15 protein-coding genes are annotated in these 18,061 nt (G+C 57.4%); 1 reads left to right on the top strand and 14 read right to left on the bottom strand.

All coding sequences use genetic code 11. The features are described from left to right. From AC559A_RS16910 to AC559A_RS16900, 3 genes are all read right to left on the bottom strand, one after another. On the bottom strand, positions 1 to 640 hold a 640-nt coding region (locus tag AC559A_RS16910), incomplete at its 3' end, for a hypothetical protein (protein WP_498818883.1). A 188-nt stretch (positions 641 to 828) separates the two neighbouring features. Next, positions 829 to 2,565, bottom strand: a complete 1,737-nt coding sequence (locus tag AC559A_RS16905) for a DUF3696 domain-containing protein (RefSeq protein ID WP_498818882.1) — start codon at positions 2,563 to 2,565, stop codon at positions 829 to 831. A 246-nt stretch (positions 2,566 to 2,811) separates the two neighbouring features. After that, positions 2,812 to 3,936, bottom strand: coding sequence for a Fic family protein (locus AC559A_RS16900; protein WP_498818881.1), 1,125 nt, complete (start codon positions 3,934 to 3,936; stop codon positions 2,812 to 2,814). A 465-nt stretch (positions 3,937 to 4,401) separates the two neighbouring features. On the opposite strand from AC559A_RS16900, the gene AC559A_RS16895 reads away from it, so the two are divergent. Further along, positions 4,402 to 5,619: an ATP-binding protein gene (locus tag AC559A_RS16895; protein ID WP_498818880.1), complete on the top strand. Its 1,218-nt coding sequence runs from the start codon at positions 4,402 to 4,404 to the stop codon at positions 5,617 to 5,619. Positions 5,620 to 5,631: 12 nt separating this feature from the next. Here the strand turns inward: AC559A_RS16895 and AC559A_RS16890 are convergent, their stop codons facing one another. The 11 genes from AC559A_RS16890 to AC559A_RS16840 form a co-directional block, all read right to left on the bottom strand. Then, positions 5,632 to 7,071: a sigma-54 interaction domain-containing protein gene (locus AC559A_RS16890; RefSeq protein WP_498818879.1), complete on the bottom strand. Its 1,440-nt coding sequence runs from the start codon at positions 7,069 to 7,071 to the stop codon at positions 5,632 to 5,634. Between the two features lie 176 nt (positions 7,072 to 7,247). After that, the gene (locus AC559A_RS16885; protein ID WP_498818878.1) at positions 7,248 to 7,691 is read right to left on the bottom strand and encodes an acyl-CoA thioesterase; all 444 of its coding nucleotides are present in this window, start codon (positions 7,689 to 7,691) and stop codon (positions 7,248 to 7,250) included. 97 nt (positions 7,692 to 7,788) lie between these two features. Beyond that, positions 7,789 to 8,892 carry an MraY family glycosyltransferase gene (locus AC559A_RS16880; RefSeq protein ID WP_498818876.1) on the bottom strand — a complete coding sequence of 368 codons (1,104 nt, stop codon included), beginning with the start codon at positions 8,890 to 8,892 and terminating at the stop codon, positions 7,789 to 7,791. Between the two features lie 29 nt (positions 8,893 to 8,921). Then, on the bottom strand, positions 8,922 to 9,905 hold the full coding sequence (locus tag AC559A_RS16875) for a UDP-glucose 4-epimerase family protein (RefSeq protein WP_051434343.1): 984 nt from the start codon (positions 9,903 to 9,905) through the stop codon (positions 8,922 to 8,924). 262 nt (positions 9,906 to 10,167) lie between these two features. Then, positions 10,168 to 10,434: a 30S ribosomal protein S20 gene (gene rpsT / locus AC559A_RS16870; protein ID WP_028571413.1), complete on the bottom strand. Its 267-nt coding sequence runs from the start codon at positions 10,432 to 10,434 to the stop codon at positions 10,168 to 10,170. 354 nt (positions 10,435 to 10,788) lie between these two features. Then, complete coding sequence (gene glyS / locus AC559A_RS16865; protein ID WP_498818875.1) at positions 10,789 to 12,891, bottom strand: glycine--tRNA ligase subunit beta; 2,103 nt, start codon at positions 12,889 to 12,891, stop codon at positions 10,789 to 10,791. After that, positions 12,888 to 13,814: a glycine--tRNA ligase subunit alpha gene (gene glyQ / locus AC559A_RS16860; RefSeq protein WP_498818874.1), complete on the bottom strand. Its 927-nt coding sequence runs from the start codon at positions 13,812 to 13,814 to the stop codon at positions 12,888 to 12,890. The genes glyS and glyQ overlap by 4 nt, the downstream gene beginning before the upstream one ends. Before the next feature lie 49 nt (positions 13,815 to 13,863). Beyond that, positions 13,864 to 14,667, bottom strand: coding sequence for a DNA repair protein RecO (gene recO / locus AC559A_RS16855; RefSeq protein WP_498818872.1), 804 nt, complete (start codon positions 14,665 to 14,667; stop codon positions 13,864 to 13,866). 36 nt (positions 14,668 to 14,703) lie between these two features. Further along, positions 14,704 to 15,825 carry a helix-turn-helix domain-containing protein gene (locus tag AC559A_RS16850; RefSeq protein WP_498818871.1) on the bottom strand — a complete coding sequence of 374 codons (1,122 nt, stop codon included), beginning with the start codon at positions 15,823 to 15,825 and terminating at the stop codon, positions 14,704 to 14,706. Between the two features lie 105 nt (positions 15,826 to 15,930). Continuing rightward, on the bottom strand, positions 15,931 to 16,875 hold the full coding sequence (locus tag AC559A_RS16845) for a SurA N-terminal domain-containing protein (protein ID WP_498818870.1): 945 nt from the start codon (positions 16,873 to 16,875) through the stop codon (positions 15,931 to 15,933). A gap of 197 nt (positions 16,876 to 17,072) precedes the next feature. Beyond that, on the bottom strand, positions 17,073 to 18,059 hold the full coding sequence (locus tag AC559A_RS16840) for a peptidylprolyl isomerase (protein WP_498818869.1): 987 nt from the start codon (positions 18,057 to 18,059) through the stop codon (positions 17,073 to 17,075). Positions 18,060 to 18,061: the final 2 nt, after the last annotated feature.

Genomic DNA, 18,061 nt, shown 5'->3' with positions numbered 1-18,061 from the left:
CGAGACTTTTGGGGTCTCGCTCGCAAGCGCCACGCCAGCCCTCGACTATGTGCTCAAATAGAAAAATCATCGCAAAGCCAAACCCATAAATTCTGCGGAAGAGCCGGAAATCCAAAGGCTTGATCAGTTTGGCGCAGTTGATGCGGAATATGTCCTGCAGTTCCTGTTCCCTGAGAAGTACTCTGTCTGGGCCGGACCCCGAATAGCAGCCGCGATGAATCTCAATCAAAGGCTTCCGTTTGAGGCGGGTCAAAGGGCCGAGCAGACGGATAAAGTCGTGATAGCGTTCTTTGGTAGGATCCAGGTGGCCGTCGATGAACATGATGGATTTAGCGCAACGGAATAATGGCTCCAGGAGGCGAAGGTATTCCTCTTTGGTCCGGCGTAAGGTGGTGGATATGCTTCGATCCTTCCACCACGGAGAACTGGGAAGGCGATCGACCGAGGCTATCAAGGGATTTCCGTGAAAGGTTTTAGCCAGCTCGAAGGAGGTAACAATGCCGGTCAGCGGCTTGTTCTGGTAGCTGGCAATGGCCTCGTTGCACCACTCCACGTCTGAAAACGGCGCATCTTGGGAGACAGCCGGATACGGTACCAGCCGGTTTTGGGTCTTCAACTTCTTGAGCAGTTCCTTGCCCATCAAGTGCCAGGACCGGTTCCCAGCATGAAAGACCCTGGACCACTCCCCATCCCGCAGGTCGCGGACAACTCCCTCGGCCAGCAACGTTTCTTTGAGCCGCTCCAGGTGAACGCGCCCGATTTCGGGGTCAGCGTAAGTGGCTGAATCAAAAACGCAATGCGTCAAAGCATACTCTTCCAGCAAAGCCATCAGAACACCTCCCGCAAGCCTTCCTCAAAAAAACCGCCCGGCCACGCCTTGACCAACTCGCCCTGGTCGTTCAAGGGCATCTCACGGATAATGCTGTGCCGATCCCCATCCGTCTCCACGCTCTCCACATACACCACACTGACATCCTCGGCCCGAATGGGGGTCACGCCCTCGGGCAATGTGCCATTGGTGGTTTCCCGAATCCGGCGCATGATGCGAAGCAGGATGTGCTCGCTGTGGGTTTCGATCAGCAAGGTGTTTTTCTTCTGCATGGCGGAGTCGATGAACAGGTCGCCAAGTTCGGATTGGAGTGCGGGGTGGAGATGGAGTTCGGGTTGTTCAATAATTATTGGTTCTGCGCTAGAAATGATGCATTGCACGACAATTGGAATGACTTGACTAATTCCAAATCCAACATCTTTCATTAATGTCTGTAATCCGCTATGGTTTTTACTCACAATAATTGAATATTTACGAATGTTATTATCACTATCCCATGATAATTGTTTAAATGATATGTTATAATCAATATTTAATTTTTCTAGCTTCTTATTAACCTTGTGCAAGACATTGTCTTTTTTAAATAAATATTTTTCAATTACTGTTTTATCTTCATCAACAGAAATTTCCATTTGATCATCATTGCATGTTTCGAATTCATTTGTAAATTTTCTAAATGGACCGATATATTGCATTTCTTTAACAAATTTTTCAACCAAATGATTAGAAATCATCAAAAAAATTGATAAATTTTCTGAATAGTAGTATTTATCATTATTAAAATTAAGCCCTTCAAAAATATCCTCTGTATAGACTTCATTATCTTCAGAAATGCCGTCTTTTGTACAATAATTTATTATGTAGTATTCACCGTAATAAAACGGAAGTGTTTCATAAATTAGTTTTGGATGAGATGTATCTTCTGGAAGTAGAAAATATTTTTCAAATAGATCAATCATTTGCGATTGATCTATTCTTATATTCTTATCAATGTTTTCTTTGAATTCAACAATATTTGAATATTTTCCATCTTCGTCTTTATCTATTGCAATTCTGCACTCTAAGTTATGTTTTTCATTAGTATTATCATTATTATCTTCGGAATCTTGATCAAGATTTGATAATATATCTTTATTCAACAATAACATGCTATTAATAGAATTAATTATATTTAAAGTACAAGTTTCACCAAACAAATTCCAATAATTATCCCAGAAAGGATGATCTTTATTTACCTTAATTTCAACGCTTTTACTATAATCATTAATTATATATTGGATTATTGGAGCGTTGTTTTCTCCAATAATAAGAGAAGACTCTTTCAATACAAAATGACTTTCTTTATTTACCTTAAAAACATTTTCTACACCGATGTACCCGTAATCATTTTGAATTATATCTTTTATCATTTTTGTTTTTCTTGGCATTTTAAAGGATAAATAATAGTCTTCCATCGAATCAGCATGGAAACAAAAACGGATAGTTATTTCTTTATCCATATCATTATTGTGCATAATTTTATTAAAAGATGACAATTCCGTATAGGTTCCGTTAAGAATAAAAGCGTCCTCATCACCGCCATACTTTTCTTTCGTCTGCTTCAACATCAACAACGATTGAAAAATCGAACTCTTCCCCGCCGAGTTCGCGCCATAGATCAGGGTGATGGGTTTGATGGGCAGGGTGGCGGGGGTGGAGAAGGCTTTGAAGTTGGAGATGGTGTATTCTTTGATCATGGGGATGGCTCCTGGAGGGTGGTGTTGATGGGGTTGCGGTGATTGAGGTGGTTAAAGCAACCTTTGTGCCAGTGGTGGTTTGCGTGAATGTCAGTGCAAGAATTGGGCAGAAAAATATAAGAAAACAGGATGTTCTGATCTCCTGGGTCAGAGAGGAAAGCAGTTTGGCCCGTGGTGTGCGGAGCGAGAACAAGAAAATTCATTACGTTTGAAGAAATATTTTTATGTTTTGGATTGAGCCAGGTTTCACGGCCATATCAATTCGTAAGCCGCTCCGCGCCCCTTACCGGGCAGGGAGCGCAGGATTTGTTTTTCCACAAGGTCGGCCAGTTCCCGGAACGCGGTGGCTCGGGAAGTTCTGGTCATGGCCGTGTATTTTCGGTTGGTCAGCCCGCCTTCGAAGCCGCCCCCATCTTTGGTTCGCCCTGCCTCCAGGAACCGATTGACGACCTTGCGCTGACGTTCGTTCAAGGGCGTCTGGGCATGTTGACGCCAGAACTCGGCTTTTTGCAAGACCCTGTTCACGGTCAGTCCGGCGGCAATCAGCGCGTCCTGTATTTGGCGCAGAAACCAGGCCAGCCAGTCGGTGACGTCGCCGTCGCCTTTTTGGGTGGACTCCAGCGTGTCATAGTAGGCTTTGCGTTGGGCCATGATCTGGGCAGAGAGGCTGTAGTTGCGATGCGGGCGGTTTTCGTCCTGGGCCAGAGCCATGTCGGTCAGGGTGCGGGCCAGGCGTCCATTGCCGTCGTCAAAGGGGTGGATGGTCACAAAGCGCAGGTGGGCCAGTCCGGCACGGATCAGGCCGTCCATGGTTGGTTGGCTCTCGGACCACCAGGCCAGAAAAGCTGTCATCTCCGCGTCCAGGGCCTCCGGGGGCGGTGCGGAGAAGTGAATGCGGGGGCGGTGGATCGGGCCGGAAACCACATCCAGGGGCTTGTTGCGCCAGGCGCCGGTCCTGATGGGGAGCAGGCCGGAATGTCCCGTGGGAAAGAGCGCGGCATGCCAGCCTTGGATACGTTGGGCGGTCAGCGGCAGATGGTGATTGCGCGTGGCGTCCAGAAGAATCTGGACCAGACCGTCGGTGGCCCGGTCCGCCGGGCGCAAGCCGACCTGATCCAGCCCGAGATGGCGGGCCACGGAGGACCGAACCTGTTCCCGGTCCAGTGTTTCGCCTTCAATGGCCGAAGTCTGCACGGCGTCTTCTTCCAGGGCCGCGGCCTCGGACGCCGGGCTGTTCACAAGACCGGCGATTTCCAGCCTAGCCCGCAAAGCCCCTTGCGCCTCGCGGCATGCGGCAAGAGGGGCAAGAAGCCGGTCGAGGTTCCACCGCAAGAGAGGCCAGGCCGGGAGCTGCCAGATGTATTGAGGCATAATCCACCAATTTATCGCTTCAGGAAATGAAGCGATTGTGCCGGAGAATCGCTTCAAAGGCAATTTTTTTGAGGAGTTGAAGGATAGTTATCCCGGTATCTTCAACGCGGCAACACCTTGTCATGGGACCATTGCGACTTTTTGAATTGCCATTTGGGTCGCCCTTACAGGGCTGTTCGTGTTTACCCATCGCCGTCCCAGGGCGTTGCCCTGGGCTATCGTATGCCGCCCCCGTTGGGGCTTCAGACAAGCCCTGAAAGGGCGAAATATGGCAATACCAGGGCAACACCCTGGGATTCATGGAAATATGTATTGAAGCCCTGAAGGGGCGGCCTGAAAGGGCGAGACTCTTCCAAAAAACACGTAATGCTTCCCCTTGTCATTGCTCACCCCTTGACGCGACTAACAAAAAGTGTCATCTCTACTGAACACTTTTTGTGTAATTCTGTTCAATGAAGGGAACACATGCTGGATTTAACTGATTTTGCGGGGATACACTTCGAACTTCTGGCAGCCACGCCAATGGAGCACCAGCGGTTTCTGGCTGAAAGGATCAATTGGCGGGCCAGACTGATCGGCCTGGTTGGCGGCCGCGGTGTCGGCAAGACCACCTTGCTGCTGCAGGCCCTGGCCCGGGAACAGTCCCTGGGTGAGAAAACCCTGTATCTCTCCGCGGATCATGTACGGGTGGAAGGCCTGGGGCTGTACGATATCGCGGACACTTTCTTCAAGCTGGGCGGGACGATTCTGGCCGTCGACGAAATTCACAAACGGGCCAACTGGCCGGTGGAAATCAAAAGTCTGTATGACGCTTTTCCACGAGCCCGAATCTGGTTTTCCGGAAGCTCGGCCCTTCATCTGCAATTGTCCAAAGCGGACCTGTCCCGACGCGCCCTGTACTATTCCCTGCCGACATTGTCGTTCCGGGAGTTCATTCTGCTCAAGCATGGGCAGCGGCTGGATGCCCTGGAGTTGGAGACGCTCCTGTCGGATCATGACCGACTGGTCGGAAGCATGGGCAGCACCGTTCGGCCCGTCCTCGCCCGGTTTCAGGACTATCTGCACCACGGCGCATATCCATTTTTCCTGGAAGGGGAAGCAGACTACCTGACGCGCCTGCACCAGGTCATCGAAAAGGTTCTCTACGAGGACATCCCCAATACCGCGGAAATCCGCCACGGCAACATCCCGATCCTGAAAAAAATCCTGCACGAAATCGCGGCGTCGCCGCCGTACGAAATCAATATCGCGAACATGGCCAGACGGTTCGAGACCTCCCGCAACAGCATCTACACCTTTTTGCACTATCTTGAAGCGGCTGGAATGATCATCAGGGTCTTGCCCCAGGGGGCCGGTTCCTCCATCACCATCAAGCCGGCCAAGCTGTTCTTCGCTGATACAAACCTGTTGCGGGCGGCGGGGCAGCGACTGGCTCAGGAGGATATTCTGGGAACGATTCGCGAGACATTTTTCGTGAACCAGGTCCAAAACGCCGGACATCGGGTGCGGGTGGCCAAACAGGGAGATTTTATCGTGAACGAGACGTATCTTTTTGAAGTCGGCGGCAAATCCAAGAGCCGTCGCCAGATCGCCGGGGAGCGGAACGCTTATGTCGTCCGCGACGACATCGAAAGCGGCCTGGGCGACGTCATCCCCCTGTGGATGTTCGGGTTGCTGTATTGAAGCGAAACAACCTCACTCCACCTCATACTTTTTCATCCAGTTCTTCAGGGTCTGATAACTCCCCAATCCCAAAATTTGAGCGGCCTTGGTCAGATTGTCGCCGGCCTCTTCCAGGGCCCGGTCCAGGTAGTGGCGGGCCACTTGGGCCATGAGTCGTTGTAGGTCAAAGGATTTGTCCAGGGGGCGGTTCAGGACGTCCTTGTCTGAATGGAATTGGACGTCCGGGAGCAGGGCTTCCTGGATGTCCTCGGCCTGGATGGTTGGCTCATCGGACCAGATGGCGGCCCGGCGCAGGGTGTTCATCAGTTCCCGGACATTGCCCGGCCAGGAATGGGCCAGGAGCAGATTGCGGGCCGACGGGGAGAGGCTTCTGGGCTGGTAGCCGGGCTCTTCCGAGCTTTCGGCGTTGACCTGTTCCAGCAGGCGGTCCATGAGCAGGCTCAAATCGCCGGGCCGGTGGCGCAGGGCCGGGAGCTTGAGCACGGCCACGGCCAGGCGGTAGAAGAGATCGGCCCGGAACCGGTCGGCCCGGACCTCGGCCAGCAGGTCGCGGTTGGTGGCGGCCATGATCCGGATATCCAGGGGGATGGGCCTGGTGTCGCCCACCCGGACCACCTCGTTTTCCTGAAGCACGCGCAAGACTTTGACCTGGGCCGAAAGAGGCAGCTCGCCGATCTCGTCCAGAAACAGCGTGCCCTGGTTCGCGGCCTCGAAGTAGCCGGTCCTGGCCCGGGCCGCGCCGGTGAAGGCGCCCTTGACGTGGCCGAACAGCTCCGCTTCCACGAGCTCCGTGGGAATGGCCCCGCAGTTGACCGCGACGAACGGGCCACCTTGCCGGGGTCCGACCTGATGCATGGCCCGGGCCAGCAGTTCCTTGCCCGTGCCGGACTCGCCCTCGATGAGCACGGGCACGGTGCGCACAGCGGCCTTGCGGGCCTTGAGCAGGACACGGCGCATGGACTCGCAGCGGTGAATGATGTCGGCAAAGGCCGGAGCAAGGGGAGGAAGGGATGCGCTGAGCCGTTCCAGGCGGGCGTCCCGTTCCCGGAGCGCGTCGGCCCGCGATGCATCCGGCAGGAATTCCGCGGAAAGATCAAAGGGAAAGTCCACGACGCGGACGCCGTGATCTCGCGACGACTCGATCAGTCGGGCCGGAAAACGGGTCTTGGCAAGAATGATCCAGACCGCGGCCATGGCCGGGGTGCCGGGACTGAGGTGCAGAGTCAGGCGAAAGTCCGGGGACTTGCCGGTCACGTCCTGGAGCACGGACAGGGCGGCCTGGTAAATCTCACTGTAGCAGGTCGGCCCGCTCAGGCGGACTTGCCGCATGTCCAGAATCAGCTCGGGACGGCCTGCGCCAAGCCAGCTTTGATACGCTTCGACCTGACTCACGGGGTAGTTGTTCAGCAGGATCAAGCGGTCGAAGCGTTCCCATTCAAGGGCCTGGGCCACCGGCCCGAGCCCCGCCCCCCCCCCTGCCCTCCGCAGGCCAGCAGGTCCGTCCGGCCAAGCCAGCAGATCAGAATATTGGGGAAGGACGATCCTTTCTCACGAAACATGGGTGACCTTCATTAGTGTGGGATGGTCAGAACCTGTTGTCCATGACGGCCGCTTTACGGCTCACCGATTCATTCAGCCATCTTTATTGCGCGGCCTTCCTTCTCCACAAAACGCGCCCTGATAACGTCTTCCACTTCCTTGGGAATTTCCGGCCTGCCCTGCTGGTTCAGGGCCGTGGCGGTGATCTTCGCCTTGAGCACGAGCTTTTGATCCGGCAGGCGGTGAATATCCTGGTAAAAGACCATTCGGAGCCGGGACTCCTTGACCAGACTCAGGCCGACGACAAAGGAATCTCCGCTGGTCAGGGCACTCTTGTAGTCGATTTCCGCCCGGACCACGACGAAATAAATGCCCATCATGGTATATTGCTTGAAGTCGATGCCCACGGACTTCATGCATTCATGGCGGACATGCTCAAGATAGTTCTGATAGACCGCGTTGTTCACAATCCCCTGCATGTCGCATTCATAGTCGCGAACGGACATTTCCAGGGTGAAGTCATGGTTCGTCATAAAATATTCCTTTTCAAGCAGAGATCGCTCCTACAAGGTAAGTGAAAGGGCTTGGCCAGTTCTTCATAACGTAGATATCCGAGCGTTTGCATCCGCGTCAAACGATTTCCACCCGGCCGGTTTGCGACAGCCGCCTTTCCATCCGCCCCACCAGCAACGCCAGGATAAGATAGATCAACGCCCAGAGCAGCAGGCCGGGCACAACCCACACTGGTTTCCCAAGCTGAATCAGGATCAAGCCTGATGATCCGGCGGCCAGCATCACGGCGTATTCGACCAGCACGGTTTTACGGTGCCCCCAACCCAACTGGACCAGGCGCTGATAATAATGGCTGCGATGGGCCTGCCAGATTCTTTCTCCGGCCAGCAGACGTCGCAGCAAGGTCACGGTGGCGTCCACGATGAATGGTGAAAAAACCAGTACCCCGGCCCAGAATGGAAACATCCCTCGGGCCTCGGCCCAAAGGATCAACGCCCCGGCCCAGAACCCCAGGGTGGAAGCCCCGGTGTCGCCCATGAAGATCCTGGCCGGAGGGAAGTTGAAGGCAAGGAAGCCCAGGCAGGCCAGGGCCGTGCTCCAACAGACCAAAGCATAACCGGACTCTCCGGCCAGCCAGCCGACCCCCCCCAGAAAGCCGAACCCGATCAGCCCCATGCCCCCGGCAAAGCCGTCCATGCCGTCCATGAAATTGTAGAGATTGGTCATCCAGACCATGAAGAGGCCGGAAAAAAGTACGCCTGCAAGTCCCGGCCAGATCCAGCCCCAAGCCCCCAGATCCAGACCACGCAAGGCCAAGCCGCCGACCAGGACGACGCCCGTGGCCGCGACATGCACGGCAAACCGGGGGACCACTCCGACGCCTTTTTGGTCGTCGGCAAAGGAAATCAAGGCCACCAGGATCGCCCCGCCCAACGGCCAGAGCAGCTCCGGAAACGCTTCGCGGATCAGCGCGTCTTGCCCTCGCGCGCCCGGAACAAGCACGTCCATCACCAAGGCAACGACCATGCCGACGGCCAGACCGGCCAGGATGGCCAGCCCCCCGGTCCGGGGGACGGGGGTATGGTGCAGGGAACGCTCGTTGGGATGGTCCAGGATGCGCAACCGAGCTCTGCCGGACGCCAGGTAGGCGGTCAGGACCGCGCTGGAGAAGAGCGCCGCGAATAAGGGCGCGAGGAAAGACAGGCCGGGACCAAGGTTCATCTCAAAGTCAACTTTGCGTCAACATTGCGTCAAGCCGCCTTCGCGGCCATATACCAACGGGCCATATCCAGCAGGCCGTCTTCCAGGCTTTTGGCCGGGGTCCAGCCCAGTTCGCGCCGGATTTTTCCCGCGTCCACCTCAAGGGAACCGGTCAGCCGCCGAAATTCGGACTGTCGCCCGGCGACCTTGGCCGCCACCTCCATCCAGGCCACGGGCACGGAGAACAGCTTGGCCTTGCGGCCCATGCCCTCGGCCAGAGTTCGGACCAAATCACGAGACGAAATCGTTTCCGTGTCCGCCAGGAGATAGGTTCCGGTCGTCGCATGAGAGACGCACAGACTCAGCGCGGAGCAGAGGTTCTCCAACCCGAGCATGCTTCGCGTGTTCCGAACCGCGCCCAGGGGCAAGGTCCGACCTTGGCGGATGCCGTCCATCAGGCGCAACAGGTTGCCCTTGACCCCGGGGCCGTGCACCAGGGGCGGACGGAGAATCGTCACTTCCAGGCCACTGGCGGCGGACGCCTCGGCCAGAACCTGCTCGGCCTCCCATTTGGTGATCCCGTACGGGTCCTCGGGCCCGGGCGGATCGTCTTCGGTAAAGGGGCGGCCATGGGTCTGCTCCCCGTTGACCTTGACCGAGCTGGCGAAGACCACCCTCCCCACGCCGCTTTTCGCGGCCTGGCGAGCCAGATTCTCCGTGCCGTCCAGGTTCACCACCCGATAGGCGCTCAGAGCCTTGGCCTTGTCCTGAATCCTGTGCGCCCGCCCAGCCAGATGCACCACGACCCGGACCCCGTCCAGGGCTTCGGACCAGTCCGTTTCCCCGTCAATATCGCCCACCTCGACGATGTCCTCGTCGCCCACGCCTTCCGCCGCCAAAGGCGGGACGTCGTCCAAAACGCTCCGAGTGCGCACGGCGGCGCGGACCGCATGGCCCTGGTCTCGCAAAGCAGAACACAGCGTCCGCCCCACGAAACCGTTCGCCCCGGTGACCAATATCCGCTTCTCCATCATGAATTCTCCAATCCGTCAGAGGTGTGCGCTTCGCGCTGAAAATCCAACTGCTATTGCTCATAAACTCCAGGCAGCCAATGCTATAGCGGGCATCCTGCCTGCCCAATAACCCATCCTGCATCAGGCACAGCCACCATCCCTTACCCGTTCATACCGTCTTTGCAAACCGCCGACCCGGACCTCCGGCGAGGGAACGCCAAACGAAAAAAGCCCGTCACGGCAATCGCGCGACGGGCTTCATGACGAAAAAACAAAAGAGTGATCAGTCTTTCAACGTATTGACCGCCAGGGTCAGGCGGGACACCTTTCGGGCCGCGCAACCCCAGTGAATAACTTTTTTTCCGGCGGCCTTGTCCAAAACGGTGGTGGCCTGGGCCAATTGGGCCTGAGCTTGTTCCAAATCCTTCTGCTCCACGGCCTGACGAACCGCCTTCATGGCATTCTTGATCCGGGTCTTGGTCGCCTTATTGCGGGCCTGAGCCTTCAGGCTCTGCCGGTGCCGCTTGAGTGCCGATGCATGATTAGCCAATGTCTTTCCTCCTCAAAGAATAGAATCGATAAAATTGAATATGGGCGGCACGTTGTGCCTTTCGGGTCGTCTCGCTTGGCAAAAAAGAAATTCCTACGCAAAAGAGCGCCGAGTTGTCAAGGAATTTCGTTCACGGGTCAGGGCGGATTTGCTCTCCATCCTCATTCGCTATCACTGAATCGGTATCGAAATCGAAATCGTGATCGAAATCGAACTTCATGTCCAAGAAGATGACAAAATCACGAGGTGATGCACAGCATTTCCATTCCGATTTCGATACCGATTTCGATACCGATTTCGATAGCGATTTCGATGAGAACAAATCCCTGGTTCACAGGGCAGCAGTTTCAGCCGCTAAACCTGTAAGGCCGGAAAGTCGGCAAGCACGTCAAACCGGTCCACGAGAGACTTGAGCAGGTTCAGGCGGTTGATCCGTAACTCCGTCTCCGGACACATGACCATGACATTGTCGAACAGGTCGTCCACGAAGGGCTTGATCTCCAGGAGCAAGGCCAGCATGTCCGCGTACCGATCCTGGGCCGCCATCTCCTCCCAGCGGGGGATGATGGCTTGCCAGGCCTCGGCAAGAGCCTTTTCCTGAGGCTCGACGAGCAAGGCTTTGTCGCAAGCGCCGCTGAGACTCGAGCCGTCGGCATTTTCTGCGACTTGCTTCCGGATGATGTTCGCGGCCCGCTTGAAGGTCTGCACCGAGGCCGTGAATTCCGGCTCCTTGCTGAAGCGCAGCAACGCCTCGACCTTGGCCCGCAGAGCCCAGACATCCGCGAACCCGGCCCCAACAGCGGCGTCCACGATCCGGGTGGGATAGCCCTGACCCTGGAAATAGGCTTTCAGGCGTTGGCCGAAAAAATCCATCAGCTTAGCCCGGCTCTCTCCGGGTGCGACTTTCCAGGCAATCGGGCCATAGGTTTCCTGGGCGTCCGCCAGCAGCTGCTCCAGGTCCAGGCGCAGACCGTGTTCCATGATGATCCGACAAATCCCCAGGGCGGCCCGGCGCAGGGCGTAAGGATCGTTGGCCCCGGTGGGGGTCATGTCCAGGCCGAAGCATCCCGTGAGGGTGTCGGCCTTGTCCGCCATGGCCAGCAACGCACCCAGGCGGGAGGTAGGAACCGGGCTGTCCGGGCCGGCGGGCAGATACTGCTCGGCCACGGCCTGGGCCACAAGGTCCGCTTCACCCTGCCGACGGGCGTAGATTCCGCCCATGGTCCCTTGTAATTCAGCGAACTCCTTGACCATCTCCGATACCAGATCCATTTTGGCCAAAAGCCCGGCTCGAGCGGCCTGCTCCCGGCTCTCGGGCAGAAATGTCTTGGCCAGAACCCCGGTCAAACGCTCCAATCGTCGGCACTTGTCCCCCATGCTTCCCAACGGCGCCAAAAAGACGACGTTCTCCAACATGTTCAGCCATGTCGCGGAGGAAGCCCGACAGTCGGCACGAAAAAAGAACCGGGCGTCTTCGAGCCGAGCCCGTAGCACCCGCTCCCAGCCCTTGCGCACCAACCGTTCGTCCTTGGGCCGCAGGTTGATTACGGTCAGAAAATTAGGCAGCAGGTTACCGGACGCGTCCTCCACGCCGAAACTCTTCTGGTGCTGTTCCATGCTGGTCAGCAAGACTTCTCGAGGCAGTTCCAGGTAGGAGGGGTCAAAGCCGGCCAGCACGGGCACTGGATGCTCCACGAGCTGGGTCACTTCATCCAACAATCGATCCTTCCAGACGATCCGCGCCCCGCGTCCGGCGGCCAAGTCGTCGCCTTGCGCAATGACGGTCTTCCGTCGGACGGCGCTCTCCAGGACGACTTGTCCCTGATCCGCCAAAATCGAAAAAAACTCCCCGGCTTCCCGGACGTTCCACGGACCTCGCCCCATGACCCGGTGCCCGTAGGTCATGCGGTCCGCAACGACGCCGGCGTACCGGACATCCACCACGTCCGCTCCCAACAGGCAGAGTATCCAGCGCAACGGGCGCCCGAAAGCCGTGTCCCCGTCGGCCCAGCGCATTTTTTTGGGAAAGGTCAGACCGGCGATGATGTCGGCCAACAGCCCGGGCAGAATGTCCGTGCCGCGACCGCCGCCCACCTGCTTGCGTACCGCGGCGTAGGCCCCTTTGGGGGTTTCGTGGGCGAACAGCTGAGAGGGCTCCACCCCGTGTCCCGAAGCAAACCCCAAGGCCGGCTTCAGAGGCTGGCCGTCCGGACCAAAGGCGGCCTTCCAGGGGGGGCCGATAAACAGTTCCTCCATCACCTGCTGGCGCTGGTCCATGCTCGGGCAGAACACGGTCAACCGCCTGGGCGTCGAGGCGGTCCGCACCGGGGCGGCCTGAATCCGGGCCGTTTCCAGAGCTTGGGTCAGGTCCGCGGCCAATTGCCGTTCCAGAGGCGCAAGAAAGCCGGCCGGCATTTCCTCGGTCCCCAGTTCCAGAATAAACGGCGCGCTGCTCATGACGCACCTCCGGATGTATCGGGCTGAACCTCTGGCCGTGAACCGGGCTGGCCCGCGGGAGTGAGCATGGGCAGGCCCAGTTCTTCACGCTGGGCCGCGTACAGCCTGGCCACCCGGGAGGCCAGCTTGCGCACCCGGGCGATATACCCTGTCCGTTCCGTGATGGATATGGCTCCTCGCGCATCCAGTAAGTTGAAAGTGTGTGAACACTTCAAGCAATAATCATAAGCCGGCCAGGGCAGGCCGGCCTCGCCCAAACGGGTGCTTTCCGCCTCGTACATCTCGAAAAGGCGGGCCAACATATCCGCGTCCGCGGCCTCAAAATTGTACCGGGAGTGCTCCACCTCGCCTTGATGATGCACCTGGCCGTAGGTGACGGCCTGGTTCCATTGCAGGTCGTAGACCGACTCCTTTTCCTGGAGATACATGGCCAACCGCTCCAGGCCGTAGGTGATTTCCACGCTGATCGGCTTCAGATCGATGCCCCCGACCTGCTGAAAATAGGTGAACTGGGTCACCTCCATCCCATTGAGCCAGACTTCCCAGCCCAGCCCCCAGGCCCCCAGCGTGGGAGACTCCCAGTCGTCCTCCACGAACCGGATATCGTGCTCATCGGCCCGGATGCCCAGGACGGCCAAACTTTCCAGGTACATTTCCTGAATGCGGTTGGGCGACGGCTTCATGATTACCTGGAACTGGTAATAGTGCTGCAAACGGTTTGGATTCTCGCCGTACCGGCCGTCCGTGGGCCTGCGGGAAGGCTCCACGTAGGCCACGTTCCAGGGTTCCGGCCCGATGACCCGCAAGAAGGTGGCCGGGTTAAACGTCCCCGCCCCCACTTCAATGTCGTAGGGCTGCTGCACCACGCACCCCCGTTGCCCCCAATAGGTTTGCAAGGCGAAAATAATGTCTTGAAAATACATTACGGTTCCTGATTTGAAAGAGTTTCGAAAAAACAATCTACTACGGCCTTCACTCCGTGACGAACCGACCGTTGCGCCAGCGCAGGCCGAGATGACGTCGCACGTACCCGTCCACCATCTGGAACAGCTCGCCTCGCGCACTCGGGGACATGGACAGGGCCGCCCATTGTCGGGGCCCGCTGGAAGACAGGCTGTTCAGGACGGAACGGGTTTCCGGTCCGATCCGGAGTTGGTGCCCGCCCGCCGGGGGACAGTGGGCGCAATATATCCCGCCTGTCTCCATGGCCAAGGTCATCCGGGGGCGATCAAGCCTCTTTACGTTTTGTGGCTCGACAGGCCGCTCTCCGCATTGCGGCTCAGCCATCGCACGTCCGCAAACCGAGCACGTGCTCAGCTCCGGAGCATACCCCTGGGTGAAGCATATCTTGGCCCGAAAAAGCTGCGCGAACACCGGAGGAACGTCCTCGGCCTGATTCAGGACGTCCAAGGTTTCCAACAGCAGCCCATGAATCGTCGAGGCTTCCTCGGAACTGATCCGCAAGGCCTGGACGAATTGCAGGCAATTCGCCGCCAGCCCGACCCGGCTCGCATCGTGACGCAACCGGGAAAATCCGCGCAGCAGGGTCGCTTCCTCCAGCACATGGCGATCCTTGGCAGGAAAAAAGCGCACCTTGAACAGCACGCTGTTCAAGGCGTCCAGACAGCCGCAAAAGCGGCGTCGACTCTTGGCTCCACCGAAGGCCATGGCCGTGACCATGCCCAGATTCGGAGAAAAAAAACGAACCCAGCAGTCGATCTCGCGAAACCGGCCGACTTTGAAAATCAGGCCTTCGCCGGTCCACTCCCGGTACACGACGCGCCCTTACGACGAAACCACGTGGGACGCTTGTCAGGGAAAACGCAGGGACATGACTTCACCGGAGCGAGCCGAGAAGGGCCACGGGTTCCCGTCCATATACAGAACCACTCCACCGGCATTGCCCAAACGGACTTCCAGGGTGTTTTCAAACGTAATAACGAATCGTTCCCCGGGCCGTAAAAATGCTTCCCGAGGGCGAGCGCCGTCGGCTTGAGCGGAGAGCCAACAATTTTCCGTGGCCCGAATTTCCAATGTCTTCTCGACTCCCGCCGGAGCAAGCGCAGGTTCTTGAGCAACCCGAGCCTCCTCTGGACGTCGCTCTTGGGGCAAGGCCCCGGTTTGAGGCGTTTCACCCGTGGATTCAGGTGTGCTTGCGGGAGCCGGATCAGGCGTTGGAGGGGATTCCGGAGTCGTTCCCGGGGGAGTCGCCGAGGGAGTTTCTTGGGGAGTTTCCTGGGGTGGCTCCGCGACGGACGGAGTTCGAGGCCCGGTTTCAGGGACGGGACGATCCGGAATCGCGTCTTCTATCGTCTGGGACTCCAACTCCGGCAACCCGGCGTCTTCCGGGGTCTCGCTAATTGGTTCCTCGGCCAAGGAAGGAAACGCCAGGGACCCAGGTTCGGTTCCAATTCCAAGATCGCCTTCTCTCGCAAAGGGTTCCCCGTGAGGCGCGGGGCCAAGGAACGGCTCCGATCCGGGACGACCGGTGCTCACGGATGAAACGTCTTCAGGGGCGTCGCTGGAAAATAATCCGCGAATATCATCCTTGAAAAACCAGACCCCGGACCCGATGAGCGCCAGGAGCAACAGTACTCCAACGACAATACCGACAAACCGCGGCCAGCCCTCCCGCACGGCCGGCAGTTTCTCGGCATCGGCCAAAACCAGATCATCATAATCCGACTCGTCTTTGGAAACATAAATCTGGGCCAGGGTGTTGCCCATTTTATCCGCGTCCATCCCCAAAAACCGCGCGTAATTCTTGACGAATCCCTTGGCATAGACCGGATGCGGCAGGGCCTGTTCGTTCCCCTCTTCAATGGCCATCAAGTTCATCCGACTGATCTTGGTCTTGTCCATCACGTCCGCGATTTCCAAGCCCTGCCGGAGGCGCTCTTCTTGCAGCAGTCGCCCGAATTCCTTCAGATCCATAGTGTTCTCCAAAACAGCGTATCCGTTTTCAGTGCCTGGCCTTCACCGTGATCCACCGAAGCATGAGCGCGGCCGCGCCGGAAAAAACCGCATTATGATGAACAGTTAGAGCCGAACATCGATCAAGGCCCTGTTCCGCAAATTTTCCATATAGATATCATATCGCTCATCCAGGAGCGGTTCCATCAACATCTCGCGGATTTGCTCCTCCACGTCGGCCAGGGTCTTCAATTCGCCGGCTTCCTCTCCCAGCAACTTGATTACGGCCGGGCGGTCCTGGATCAGAACAACCGAGGAAACGTCCCCAACACGCAATGGTTCCACGGCCCCACGCCAGTTCGGTGACAAATCTCCCCAGGCGAACATTCCCATGTCTCCGCCTTGCTCCGCTCCGGGGCCTCTGGAATATCGTCCCGCGGCCTCGCCGAAGGACAGCTCTCCAGCCTGAATCCGGGCCAGGATCTCCTCGGCCAGAGTCTGGGCGTCGAACAGGATCAGACCGAGACGAACCCGACGTTGCTGAGCGAATTCTTCTTTGTTGGCCTCGTAAAAGGCCCGAACCTCATCCGAAGTGACCACGACCTTGCGGCGGACCATGAAGCCCAGCAACCGATGTCGAAGCATTTCATCCCGCAACCGGCGCTCGTACTGCTCCCGGTTCAACCCTTGAAGCGTCAACTGCTCCTGAAACTGAAGCTCGCTCAACCCCGCCCGCTCGCGCAATTGCCGCGCCTGGGTCTGGACCTCCAGGTCCGTCACGGCGATTTCCAGGCGTTGAGCCTCCTGGCGCAACAGAACCTCGTCGATCATTCGATCCAAGAGTTGGCGCTTAGCGTCCAGAAGCATGCGTTTCTCCGCCTCGCCCAGGTCCTGGCCCTGGAACTGCTCCACAAAAGGCCGATAACGCTGATTCAGTTCAAACAAGGTTATGACGTCACCGTTGACCACGGCGACGATCCGATCCACCACGTCTCGGGCCGAAGCAGGCCCGGCGGTTGCCGACAAAAAGAAGACAGCACCCAGGATCACAAGCCGCCAAAAATATCGCATTCCGTTTCTCCAATCAGAGACTTCAATTCAAAAAAAGGAACTATTCAGCACACCCTGAAAAAAGCCTCATTCCGACCCTGGATTCCCGCCTTCGCGGGCATGACTGATTCGGAGGCGACAGGGTAAAACGTCATTCCCGCGAACGCGGGAATCCAGTCCGCTCTCGGACGGATGAGCTGAATAATTGCAAAAAAGAGTCATTCCCGTGCCAGTAGTTGATGGTTGACCTGAATGCTGGCGGATCGCAATGCTTCCGCGAGCCAAGCGTCAAAGGCATCCCGAAGCTTGCTCTCAAGCAGAATCCGCTCCACCAGTGGATAGGCCTGGGCCGGATCGACGATTCTGCCCTCGGTGCGCTCCAACAAGACCAAAACTTGATATCCTTCCGGGTTGCGCGACAAAATATTCGTCGCCTCTCTGGGCTCCAAGCCGGACAACAGGGCCTGCCAGTCTCCGGGGATGTTGTCCTCCCGCAAGGCATAGGCATGCACGTCCACCCTGTCGAAACGCTTCCCCAGCACGTCGGGATCAGGCTCGGTGGCGGAGAGGTCCAGCACCTTCTTCACCAAATCCCGTTCCTGACCTTGGATCAGCAGAAACCGCACCCGAGGTTGAAGAAAAAAGTCGGCGATATGTTCCCGATAATAGGCGTCCACTTCCAGATAATCAATGGATATGGAAGGCCGCAGCACCTTCTGGACCAGTTTTTCCTGATTCAGCCCGGCCCGAAGCTGCTCCCGCCATCGATCCAGATGGATATACTCCTCGATCAGCATCTGCTCGAAAGCCCCTTCCGGATAATCGGCCCGGACCACCATCTCCGCCGCCGCCACGTCCTCGTCGGTCACGGCCAGCCCCTGATCAACCAGATACCCGGCCACCAAGCGCTGGACCAGGATTTCGGTCAGCACCGTGCCGTACTCTTCTTGCAGGCGGTGCAAGGAGTCCACCTGGTGCGTCATGCCCGCCAGATACTTCAGATCATGCACGGCCTCAACTTCGGAAAGCAGCACGGGCTCTCCGTTAATCCGAGCCACGACGCCCTGTTCATCGAATGGCGCGGAGCATCCCGACACCAAGGTGAACAGCAAGACCAGGCCCAAACAAACAGTCAGGGCGGCAGCCGGAAAAACAGCCGGTCCTTTGGTTTGGAAAGCGCTGGGCCACAAGGAATATTGACGCATGG

It is taken from the genome of Desulfonatronum zhilinae, from assembly GCF_900182865.1.
GTDB classification, from domain to species: Bacteria; Desulfobacterota; Desulfovibrionia; order Desulfovibrionales; family Desulfonatronaceae; genus Desulfonatronum; species Desulfonatronum lacustre.
The sequence above is the reverse complement of the archived record's forward strand: the minus strand, read 5'-3'. Positions and strand labels throughout refer to the sequence as shown.